At 32.4% G+C, this 11,688-nt stretch carries 11 protein-coding genes; 2 read left to right on the forward strand and 9 right to left on the reverse strand.

Annotated features, from left to right (window positions below; translation table 11 throughout):
• From V5787_RS10350 to gpmI, 4 genes are all read right to left on the reverse strand, one after another.
• Nucleotides 1-649, reverse strand: a 649-nt coding sequence (locus V5787_RS10350; RefSeq protein WP_336893151.1) for a class I SAM-dependent methyltransferase, incomplete at its 3' end; no start/stop codon positions are given.
• 15 nt (nucleotides 650-664) lie between these two features.
• Complete coding sequence (gene map / locus V5787_RS10355; RefSeq protein ID WP_336893152.1) at nucleotides 665-1,483, reverse strand: type I methionyl aminopeptidase; 819 nt, start codon at nucleotides 1,481-1,483, stop codon at nucleotides 665-667.
• Between the two features lie 87 nt (nucleotides 1,484-1,570).
• Nucleotides 1,571-1,978: an HAD hydrolase family protein gene (locus V5787_RS10360; protein WP_336893153.1), complete on the reverse strand. Its 408-nt coding sequence runs from the start codon at nucleotides 1,976-1,978 to the stop codon at nucleotides 1,571-1,573.
• 92 nt (nucleotides 1,979-2,070) lie between these two features.
• A complete protein-coding gene (gpmI, locus tag V5787_RS10365; RefSeq protein ID WP_336893154.1) occupies nucleotides 2,071-3,600 on the reverse strand; it encodes a 2,3-bisphosphoglycerate-independent phosphoglycerate mutase in 1,530 nt (509 codons plus the stop codon).
• 186 nt (nucleotides 3,601-3,786) lie between these two features.
• Between gpmI and V5787_RS10370 the strand changes: the two genes are divergently transcribed.
• Nucleotides 3,787-4,074, forward strand: coding sequence for a rhodanese-like domain-containing protein (locus V5787_RS10370; RefSeq protein WP_336893155.1), 288 nt, complete (start codon nucleotides 3,787-3,789; stop codon nucleotides 4,072-4,074).
• A 414-nt stretch (nucleotides 4,075-4,488) separates the two neighbouring features.
• Here the strand turns inward: V5787_RS10370 and V5787_RS10375 are convergent, their stop codons facing one another.
• Nucleotides 4,489-5,436 (reverse strand): GSCFA domain-containing protein, encoded by a 948-nt coding sequence (locus V5787_RS10375; RefSeq protein WP_336893156.1) that lies wholly within the window; start codon nucleotides 5,434-5,436, stop codon nucleotides 4,489-4,491.
• A 7-nt stretch (nucleotides 5,437-5,443) separates the two neighbouring features.
• The gene (locus V5787_RS10380; protein WP_336893157.1) at nucleotides 5,444-6,238 is read right to left on the reverse strand and encodes a DUF2797 domain-containing protein; all 795 of its coding nucleotides are present in this window, start codon (nucleotides 6,236-6,238) and stop codon (nucleotides 5,444-5,446) included.
• A gap of 202 nt (nucleotides 6,239-6,440) precedes the next feature.
• On the opposite strand from V5787_RS10380, the gene V5787_RS10385 reads away from it, so the two are divergent.
• On the forward strand, nucleotides 6,441-7,991 hold the full coding sequence (locus V5787_RS10385) for a GH3 auxin-responsive promoter family protein (protein WP_336893158.1): 1,551 nt from the start codon (nucleotides 6,441-6,443) through the stop codon (nucleotides 7,989-7,991).
• A gap of 84 nt (nucleotides 7,992-8,075) precedes the next feature.
• On the opposite strand, the gene V5787_RS10390 is transcribed toward V5787_RS10385, so the two are convergent.
• The 3 genes from V5787_RS10390 to queA form a co-directional block, all read right to left on the reverse strand.
• Nucleotides 8,076-9,053, reverse strand: a complete 978-nt coding sequence (locus V5787_RS10390; protein WP_336893159.1) for a polyprenyl synthetase family protein — start codon at nucleotides 9,051-9,053, stop codon at nucleotides 8,076-8,078.
• A 67-nt stretch (nucleotides 9,054-9,120) separates the two neighbouring features.
• Entirely contained in the window at nucleotides 9,121-10,170 is a 1,050-nt protein-coding gene (gene rlmN, locus V5787_RS10395; protein WP_336893160.1) for a 23S rRNA (adenine(2503)-C(2))-methyltransferase RlmN, read from the reverse strand.
• Nucleotides 10,171-10,276: 106 nt separating this feature from the next.
• Nucleotides 10,277-11,326 (reverse strand): tRNA preQ1(34) S-adenosylmethionine ribosyltransferase-isomerase QueA, encoded by a 1,050-nt coding sequence (gene queA, locus V5787_RS10400; RefSeq protein ID WP_336893161.1) that lies wholly within the window; start codon nucleotides 11,324-11,326, stop codon nucleotides 10,277-10,279.
• Nucleotides 11,327-11,688: the final 362 nt, after the last annotated feature.

Genomic DNA, 11,688 nt, shown 5'->3' on the forward strand with positions numbered 1-11,688 from the left:
TTTTTAATTTGTCAAAATAATCTTTGCCATATACCCGTACATGGTCGTATTGTCCAAAATGTTTTTTTCGTTCCTCCGGTGACGTAATTGATAAATCTTCGTAAGTAGTATCTCTATCCAATTCTTGAGGAATTTGAAAAATACCAATTCCACCAGGTTTTAAAATACGGTAGAGTTCTTGCATTGCTTTTTTATCATTTTTGATATGCTCTAGTACATGATTGCAGAAGATCACGTCATAGCTGTTGTCTTTAAAGGGTAAATTACAAATATCTGCTTTTATATCTGCCAATGGAGAATATAGGTCTGTGGTAAGATAATCAAGGTTTTTTTGCTTTTTGAAAAGTTTGTAAAAACATTGTTCAGGTGCAACATGTAATACCTTCTTAGGGTTTATGAAAAAATCAGTTGATTGTAAATACAGCCATAATAAACGGTGTCTTTCTAGTGATAGAGTTCCAGGAGCAAGCACGTTTTTACGTTGAATATCGTACCCGTATGGTAGGAATTTACGAAAGGATTTTCCATCGATAGGATCCGTATAATTATTCCCTTTTAAATAGAAACTGACGAAAGGCCGTGCCCAGTAGCTTATTTTAATTAGTAAAGGTCTGGGGATAGTATTTAAAGCGATTTTAAAAAGGAACATTTTTTTTAGCGGGAGTTAGATGACTAATGGAATGATTCTAAATTCATCTTCAATAGTTGTCTCATTTCCTAAAACAGCATCAATATATTTGAAAGTCGAAAGCAGTTCAGGCTTTCCGTTTACAATAGCAACATCGTGTTCAAAATGAGCAGAAGGTTTGCCGTCTTTAGTTAAGATAGTCCATCCATCACTTAATTGGTTGATGTTTTTAGTCCCCATATTAATCATAGGTTCAATGGCAACGACCATTCCTTCAGTGAATTTTTTACCTCTTCCTCTTTTTCCGTAGTTAGGCATTTCAGGATCTTCATGCATTTTTCTTCCCAATCCATGACCTACGAGCTCTCTAACAACCCCATATCCTAGATCCTCTGTGTGTTTTTGAATTGCAAATCCAACATCACCGACTCTATTGCCTTCTTTAAATTGACGAACACCTTCGTATAAACTTTGTTTCGTTGCTTCTAGTAGTTTTTTTGTTTCGGGATCAATTTCTCCAACTTCAAAAGTATAAGCATGATCTCCATAAAAACCATTTTTTATAGCGCCACAATCAATTGAGATAATATCTCCTTCAATCAAAGGGTCTTTGTTTGGTATTCCATGTACTATTTGAGCGTTGGGACTCATACAAAGAGTATTTGGAAAATCATACAGTCCTAAAAATCCAGGTTCTGCTCCATGATCTCTAATAAATGCTTCAGCCAATTTGTCTAGATAGAGAGTGCTAACACCTGGTTTTACTTCGCCAGCTAACATTCCGAGGGTTTTAGAGACAATTAATGCACTTTTTCGCATTAATTCTATTTCTTCTAAAGTTTTAATAGTAATCATAAAAGCACCGTTTTTCTAGGTCAAAGGTACTTTAAATAAAGTGTTTTAGAATGGAATTTTTAAAATTCTTCTAGCGAGCTTTACTACTTATCTTTTTAAGAAAGATAAAAAACTTTTTGGTTTTTCTTTTTTAGGTGCTTTATTTTCAAAATATAAATGATGTACTTTTCCCCAACCGATAAACCCTCCAACATTACGATCGTCAATAAAGATATCTGCATATATTTTTCGGGCTGTTTTTGAGTCTAAAACTTCCTCAGGGTAGTTTTTGTTTATGGCGTAAAATTCAAGTCCATTTTTTTTACAAAATTCTACGGCTTCATCTAATTTTTTATCATTTCTAACCGTCCATAAGATCAATCGATGACCTTGATTCTGTAGTTTTTTTATCGTTTCAAATGCAAACAATTGCTCCTTCCCAATTTTAGGGTATTGGTCCTCTACGATGGTTCCATCGAAATCAACGGCTATTATTTGGTGTTTGTGAATTGACATGAGTATGGAACTGTTCTGATTGTTGTGAATTTACAAAAACGACAAGAAATAAAAAAGGTGATTTGCTTTCGAGTAAATCACCTTTTAGAGTATTATAGTTTGGTGTTGACCAAAGAATGTCTTGTCATTTCTTCTGGTTGCTCAATACCCATTAAGTCTAAAATAGTTGGCGCAACATCACCTAAAACGCCATCTTTAATTGATTTAATTTCATTGTCAATTAAAATCATAGGAACTGGATTTGTTGTATGTGCTGTATGAGGGCTTCCGTCTGGATTCATCATAGTTTCACAATTTCCATGATCTGCAATAAGCAAAGTAGTATATCCGTTAGCTAATCCTGTTTCAATTACTGCTTGAGCACATTCGTCAACAGTTTCACAAGCTTTGATTGCAGCATCCATCATTCCAGTATGTCCAACCATATCACCATTAGCAAAATTTAAACAAACAAAGTCGGCTTCACCTTTTTCTAAGCCTTTACATAAAGCTTCTTTTAGTTCATGAGCACTCATTTCAGGTTGTAAATCGTAAGTAGCTACTTTTGGAGAATTTCTTAAGATGCGAGATTCACCTTCAAAAGGAGCTTCTTGACCTCCAGAGAAGAAAAATGTTACATGTGGATACTTTTCAGTTTCCGCAATACGAATTTGTTTTTTCCCTGCTGTAGATAACACCTCTCCAAGTGTGTTTTTAATATTGTCGTTATTGTAGATTACGTTGATACCTTTAAAACTTTGATCATATAAAGTGATAGTCGTATAGTATAAATCTAATTTTTTCATTCCGTAATCAGGAAAGTCGTTTTGTGATAAGGCATTAGTTAATTCTCTACCTCTATCTGTGCGGTAGTTAAAGAATAAAACAACATCACCATCTTTGATTTTTGTTTTAGGAGTGCCATCTTCATTGGTTACAATGATAGGTTTGTGAAACTCATCTGTTATACCTGCTTCATAGTTAGTATTAATGGCAGCAACAGCATCTGTGGTTTTTGTTCCTACAGCGTTCACAATACCATCGTAGGCTTCTTTAACACGCTCCCAACGATTATCTCTGTCCATTGCGTAATAGCGACCTGTTACAGAGGCTAACTCTCCAGTACTTTCTTTCATGTATTCTTGAATATCATTGACAAAGTACGTTCCAGATTTAGGATCACAATCACGTCCATCAGTAAAGGCATGTAAATAAACATTATCAACGCTATTTTCTTTGGCCACGTCTAGAATTCCTTTTATATGGTTGATATGAGCATGAATACCACCGTTAGAAACTAATCCTAATAAGTGTACATCTTTATTGTTCTCTTTTGCGTATTTAAAAGTATCTAAAAGTACTTTTTCTTTACCTAAAGTCTTTTCTTCAACTGCTTTATTGATTCTAGCAAGGTTTTGATAAACAATTCTACCAGCACCTAGATTCATGTGACCAACTTCTGAGTTTCCCATTTGTCCTTCTGGCAAACCAACATGCTCTCCGTCTGTACGTAAAGTAGCATTCGGGAATTTGTTATACAGACCATCTATATAAGAAGTTTTGGCATTGAATACAGCAGAGACTTTTGGGTCTTGTGTAACTCCCCAACCGTCTAATATCATTAAGATTACTTTCTTGTTCATGTTGTGAAAATTTAATTATTCAAAGATAAAAAGGATTTGCCAATAAAGTTTGAGTAGCTGTAATTATTAACGAATTCGTTTGAGTGTGATTTTTTTGTGAAAAAGAAAAATTCTTTTAATATAAAATTATGGTTTATTATCTAGTTATTCCTAATTTTGTTAGGATACAACTTTAAAGATAAAAAAATGGCAAAATTTGATAATGAAAAGATTCAAGAATATTTAAAAAATGGTGCAATCGTTTTAGATGTGAGAACCGATGCCGAATACGGAGAGGGGCATATTTCAGGTTCTGAGCATATTGTATTGGATAGGATTCCTGGTAATATTTCTACGGTTAAAGGTTTTGGAAAACAAATTGTTATTGTCTGTAGAAGTGGTACTAGAAGTGGTCAGGCTACAGATTTTTTAAAACAACACGGTATTGATGTTATCAATGGTGGACCTTGGGAAAATGTAAATCAATATATGTAATTAAGGAACATTTATAAAAAAGATCAAGGAGAACTTTGGTCTTTTTTACATCTTGTAATTAGGTTTTTTATATAAGCTTAGCTTTCCCTTTGTGTAAAATAGAAAACCAATAATAGCACCCGTAAATGTTCCCATATTTATAGGATCATAATGATGGTTTGTAAGTGAAAATTTCACGTAAAAAATGAAAACCCCAATAAATAGGCATCCTAAAAAGGTTTAAGATAGGAGTAGCGTACGCACCACAGAATAAACCTTTAATTATGGTGCTTAGCGTTATTTTTTCAAAAGTATAATCATGAACAAAATAACTACTGATAAGAATACCTAGAATGACTCCTGCAAGAATACCAATACTGATGTTTTTTTATCTTTTAAAGTTAAATATACGTAAAAAACAGGATCTTTTTTTTATTAAAATCTAATATTTGCGTCTTTTTTTAATTTATAGATACGTCTTTTTAATTTTGATACAAATAGTTTATGTTGTTCGGAGTCTGGGTTAAAAGGTTTGTGCTGGAGAGCTTTTTGAATAGCGTCTATTTCAGTGAATAAAAATTCTGAATTTTGTGATATCCATGTGTTTTTAAAAAGAGTCCAAATATAATCCATAGCTAGTTGATTAGGATGAATCATATCCTGTTTGTAAAAACGATAATCTCTTAGGTCATCCAGCATAATTTCATAGGATGGAAAGTAGAAGGTTTGAGGTGAGATTACACGATGAATAGCAATTAATAGATGTGATTTGCTTTGTGTGTTTTCAATCATGCCATCTTTCAAATGTCTTACGGGGCTTACCGTAAAAATAAATATAGCTTGCGAATTTATTTTTTTTATAAGACGTTTAATATTCTCTAATATTTTGACAATCTCATCAACGGACAGAATTATTTTGTTAAATCTTTTTTGTGGAATTTTATGACAATTCGCTACAATGTTATTTTCCTCGATTAATTTATAGACCCAAGCAGTGCCAAGTGTGATGATAATATGACTTGCTGATTTTAACTGATTATAACCTTTTTGTATTGTAGAGTTGATATTGTTTAATACCTCATCTTTATAAAGTCCTGAAAAATCGGAATGATGGTTAAAACTGTGCCAAAGTCCATTGTAGAAAATTAAATCTTGTTCTGTATAGATTTTTTTTTCTAGACACTCTGAAATTGCCTTTTCAATAGCCGCAGGGTTGAACAAGATTCCATAGGGGTTACTTGTAGTTTTGAATTTAAAATAATCAAACTTTTTATCGATGTTTTCTGAGAAGCAAGAGCCAAATAAGACCAGATTAGATGAGTAGTCAATTTGGTTGCTTTGAGGTTTCGTCTTGTATTGTGTACGAAAATTTGAATTCTCCATGATTGATTTATAAATTCAAAGAAACGACCAAACCTTCATTATTCCGGATGTTAAAAACCGTGCCGTCTTCAAATATTAAATATTGACCCTTCACACCTTTTAAGATTCCTTCGAAATTTTGAGACTTTATAATGTTTAAACTTTTAATTTTTAAAGGGTATTTATTTACAGGGTAGTTTAAATCTAACACCTCTTCTTGTTCGTCCAATATATAAGGCTTAACTTCTTCAGGAAGATAGTCTATAAGTTCTTGTTTTTTGATCTTTAAATCAGCATCAAAAACATCGTTTTTTAGCATTTTTTGCCAGCTTGTTTTGTCGCTTACGTGTTTTTTTAGTGCAACTTCGGCTATTCCAGCTAAATATCTATTAGGAACTTCTAAAATAGCTAAAGCTTTACTTGCTCCTTGGTCAATCCATCTTGTTGGAACTTGTGTTTTTCTTGTCACTCCCACTTTTATTTCACTGGACAATGCTAAATAAACAATATGTGGCTTTAATTGAACAGATTTTTCATATTCTAAATCCCGGTCTTCAATACCTAAATGAGCCTTGCTCAGCTCTGGTTTCATAATCCAATCTCCTGTAGATGGTTGTTTATAAAAACAATCATAACAAAATCCTTGGCGGAATGTTTTTTTTTGTTTGTTACAACAGAGGCATTGATAATTCACAAATTCAATTTCTATTTTTCTATCTAGTAGTTGATTTAGGTTCAAGAAGTCGTTATCCATTTCTAAATAATATTCAATGGTATCTGAATATTCGGCAATCATTTTTTTTAAAACTCCTTGGTATTTCATTCGTAATGTTGTGTTGAAGTGAAAATATTATTTGTGTTTGTGCTTTTTAAAAAAAACACTAATTTTAACTTGATAAAGATATGATATGTATTTTAAGTATTAAAAATATATTAAGTCAAATACCTAAGTTTTATTAGGTGCATAAAAAATATTATTTGAAATAGCAGAAAAGGAAAAGAATTTTTAGTTATCTTTATTTGTTATGAAATTTTTATTTGTTAATTCAATTATATCGTGGTTCTTAAAGAAGAGAATTCACCAGTTAGATTTGTTTATAAAGTACCCAGCTGAAGTTCAGTATGAGTTGTTGTTGAATCTTCTTAAAACAGCTAAGGATACAGAAATAGGTAAGTTATATGGTTATAAGTTTATCGATAATTATAAAGAGTTTTCTCAAATTGTACCTATTAAAAAATATGAGAGTATCGAAGGTTTATTGGAAAGAACTAGGAAAGGAAAACAAAATATTTTTTGGCCTTCACAAATAAAATGGTTTGCAAAATCAAGTGGAACTACCAATTCCAAGAGCAAGTTTATTCCCGTAAGTGACGAGGCTATTGAGTATTGTCATATGAATGCGGGTAAGGATATGTTATGTTTGTTTTTAAATAATAACCCCGATACAGATTTGTTTTCTGGTAAAAGTTTACGTTTGGGAGGGAGTAGCGCAGTATCTGAAGATAACAACACTTATTTTGGCGACCTTTCAGCTATTATTATTGAAAACATGCCTTTTTGGGCTGATTTTTCGAGTGTTCCAAAGCAGAAAACAGCTTTGATGAGTGAATGGGAGGAAAAAATGGATGCAATTGTTCAAGAGACAATTTATGAAGATATTACTAGTTTAGCAGGTGTGCCTTCTTGGATGTTGGTCTTTTTAAATAAGGTTTTAGAAGTTACAGGAAAGAATAATATTTTAGAAGTATGGCCTAATCTATGTGTATATTTTCATGGAGGTGTTAATTTTACGCCATATAGGGAACAATATAAAAAATTGATTCCGACTAGTGAATTTAGATACTGTGAAACATATAATGCTTCTGAAGGTTTTTTTGCGATTCAAGATCAGAATAACTCAAATGAATTATTACTGATGTTGGATTATGGAATATTTTATGAATTTATTCCTATGACTGACTATGACGGCGAGAATTCAAAAGCGATTCCTTTAGAACAGGTTAAATTGGGCGTTAATTACGCTATTGTGATTACGACGAATTCTGGTTTGTGGAGGTATTTGATTGGAGATACGGTTAAATTTACAAATTTATTTCCTTTTAGGCTTCAGATAACAGGAAGGACGAAACACTTTATCAATGTTTTTGGGGAAGAATTGATAATTGAAAACACGGAGAAAGCATTAGAATTAGCTTGTAAAAAATGCGATGCAGAGATTTTGGACTATACAGTTGCGCCTGTTTTTATGGAAGGAAAAAAGAAAGGATCCCATCAGTGGATGATCGAGTTTAAACAAGAGCCTGATTCAAAAGAATTGTTTTCTAGATATCTAGATGAGTTTTTGCAATCGGTAAATTCCGATTATGAAGCAAAGCGATATAAGAACATGACCCTGGTGGCTCCTGTAATTAATTTTTCTAGTAAAAATCTATTTTATGAATGGTTAAAGTCAAAGGATAAATTAGGAGGGCAGCATAAAATACCTAGACTATCTAACAATAGAATACTGATGGAAGAGTTGGTTTTACTTGATGAAAATCTGATATTAAAGAGGCAAGAGGGGATTGTGCATTGAAGAAAAATGAAGAAATTAAAAATTTGTAAACAACCAATTCAAGACCTGTTAATAATAGCTATAGATGGAGAATAAGTTATTCAATTATTTTTTTCGGTTAACTACATAATCAATCATCGTTATTAAAGAAGTTTTATAAGGAGATTTAGGGTATTCGTTTAATATTTCGAGTGCTTTATTCTTGTAGATTTCCATTTTATTGATTGTATATTCGATACCTCCGTTATCCTTTACGAAAGCAATAACCTCTTTTACTCGTTTTTTATCGTTATTGTGTTTTTTTACCGAGTTTATCAACCATTTTTTGTCTTTTTTAGAGCAAGTATTTAATGTATGAATTAATGGCAGAGTCATTTTTTGTTCTTTGATATCAATTCCTGTTGGTTTTCCAATATTGCTTTCTGTATAGTCAAATAGGTCGTCTTTTATTTGAAAGGAAATTCCGATCAATTCACCAAAATGATGCATTTTAGAAACCTCTTCTTTGTTTGCTCCAACTGATGTAGCACCGATCGCACAACAAGAAGCGATTAATGTAGCTGTTTTTTGACGAATAATTTCAAAATAAACATCTTCAGTAATGTCAAGGCGACGTGCTTTTTCTATCTGCAATAGTTCACCTTCACTCATTTCACGAATTGCGATTGAAATCAATTTTAAAATATCAATGTCATCGTTCTCAACTGAGAGTAATAGACCTTTTGAAAGTAAATAATCACCTACAAGAACTGCGATTTTATTTTTCCATAAAGCGTTTATTGAAAAGAACCCTCGTCGTCGATTGCTATCATCAACAACATCATCATGGACTAAGGTTGCAGTGTGAATTAATTCTATTACAGAGGCTCCTCTATACGTTTTATCAGTGAACTTCCCTTCAGAAACCATCTTTGCAACTAAAAAAACAAACATCGGTCGCATTTGTTTTCCTTTTCTGTTAATTATATAATAGGTAATCCTGTTCAGTAATGGAATCTTGGACAACATAGACTCTTTGAATTTTTCTTCAAAAAGTTCCATTTCAGCTGAAATCGGGAATTTTATTTGCTCTACTACTTTCATGGATGAAAGGTGTTCTCTAACAGGTTTTAATTAACAAATGTAAACATAGAACATTCTATATTAATTTTTACGCTTTTATACTTTTATTTGCCAATTGACCACAAGCCGCGTCAATGTCTTTTCCTCTACTTCTTCTTACGTTAACAACGATGTCGTTCATTTCAAGGATACTTACATAATCGCTGATAGATTTTTTGCTGGCTTGTTGAAACTCACCATCGTCAATGGGGTTGTATTCAATGATATTAACTTTAGAGGGGATATGTTTGCAAAATTTAACCAAAGCTCGTATAGCCTCCTTATTGTCGTTAATTCCGCCCCAAACGATATATTCATAAGTTACAGCTCTATTAGTTTTCTCGTACCAGTACTCTAAAGCTTCTTTTAAGTCTGCTAAAGGGAAAATTTTATTAAAAGGCATGATTCGTGTTCTCACCTCATCGATTGCGGAGTGTAACGAGATTGCCAAGTTAAACTTTACATCATCGTCGGCTAATTTTTTTATCATTTTGGGAACACCTGATGTGGAAACGGTAATCCTTTTAGGAGACATTCCTAATCCTTCTGGAGAAGTGATTTTTTCAATAGAAGCCAAGACGTTTTTGTAGTTCATCAATGGCTCACCCATTCCCATAAATACAATATTGGATAGCTTATGATCGAAATACAGTAAGCTTTCTTGGTTAATCGCAGCGACTTGATCGTAAATTTCATCGGGATTTAAATTTCGCATACGTTTTAGGCGAGCTGTTGCGCAAAACTTGCAATCCAAACTACAGCCAACTTGACTAGAAACACAAGCAGTAGTTCTTGTGTCGGTAGGTATTAGTACAGATTCTACAATCAATCCATCGTGTAGTCTTACTGCATTTTTTACAGTACCATCACTACTTCTTTGTATGTCATCTACCTGAATGTGGTTGATGACAAAGTTTTCTTTTAACATAGTACGTGTTGCCAGAGAAACATTTGTCATGTCTTCAAATTTATGGGCAGATTTTGACCATAACCATTCGTAAACTTGGTTTCCTCTAAAAGCTTTATCACCACTTTCAACGAAAAACACTCTTAGTTCTTCTTTTGTTAAAGCACGAATGTCTTTCTTTTTTAGTGTCATGTAGTCTGTAAATCTTGTAGTATTTCTGAGGCAAAGATACTTCTTATTTAGAAAAAAATCTCGTATCTATTAAGATACGAGATTTTCATTTACATATGTGTACTTCTTAGATGATTAACATTGCATCACCATAAGAATAAAATTTATATCCTTCTTTTACAGCTTCATCATAAGCTTTCATCAAGAAATCATACCCAGCAAACGCTGCTGTCATCATCATCAATGTAGACTTTGGTGTATGGAAGTTTGTAATCATAGAATTAGCAATGCTAAAGTCATGAGGAGGGAAAATGAATTTATGTGTCCAGCCATTATAAGGATTTAGTGTTCCAGTGGGAGAAACAGAAGACTCAATTGTTCTCATCACTGTAGTTCCTACAGCACAAATTCTTTGTTTGCTCTTTAATTTTTCGTTTACCTTGATAGCAGATTCTTCAGAAATAATTATTTTTTCAGAATCCATTTTGTGTTTTGATAAATCTTCTACTTCAACAGGACTAAAAGTTCCTAGTCCAACATGTAAAGTTAAAGCCTGAAAATCAATACCTTTAATTTTCAAACGCGTCATTAAATGTTTAGAAAAGTGCAAACCAGCTGTAGGAGCAGCAACAGCACCTTCATTTTTTGCATAGATAGTTTGGTAACGTTCTGCATCACTTTTTTCTACATCTCTTTTAATGTATTTTGGAATTGGTGTTTCTCCTAAAGAAGTTAGTTTTTCTCTAAATTCTTCGTAAGATCCATCAAACAAGAAACGTAAAGTACGTCCTCTAGAAGTTGTATTATCAATTACTTCAGCAACCAAACTATCATCGTCTCCGAAGAATAGTTTGTTTCCAATTCTTATTTTACGAGCAGGGTCTACCAAAACATCCCAAAGTCTGTTTTCAGCATTCAATTCTCTCAATAAGAAAACTTCAATTCTTGCTCCTGTTTTTTCTTTGTTCCCAAACAAACGAGCAGGAAAAACCTTTGTATCATTCAACAACATTAAATCACCATCATCAAAATAATCAATAAGGTCTTTAAATCGTTTGTGTTCTATTGTTTGTTCTTTTCTGTTTAATACCATTAGACGAGATTCATCTCTGTGTTCAGCAGGGTATTCAGCTAATAAGTCATCAGGTAACTCATAGTTAAATGCAGATAATTTCATTTGTGTGTTTTAGAAAATGTGGGCAAATATACGATATCGAGATAGGGGTTGTCAAGTGTTTGTGCAATTAATTTTAAATAATTAAAAAATAAAAGCCTAACAGGTAATGAATCACGTTAGGCTTCTTTCAGTTTTATAAAATATAATACCAAATGAATTTCAGATTGGTTGATCATAGATTTGAATTGTTTTTTTCTTTAGATGAAATAAAAAACACAAGCATAAAGACCGTTGCATAATGCTCTTTTCATTTTTAGATTTCAATTTTGACTTTTTAAATCTAAAATTTATATTTTTTTTTCTTATTTTCATTGTTTATGTTAGTTATGGATCTATTTTTTGGTTCATTTTCCTTTAGTTTT

Source organism: Flavicella sp., assembly GCF_037132785.1.
Lineage (GTDB): Bacteria > Bacteroidota > Bacteroidia > Flavobacteriales > Flavobacteriaceae > Flavicella.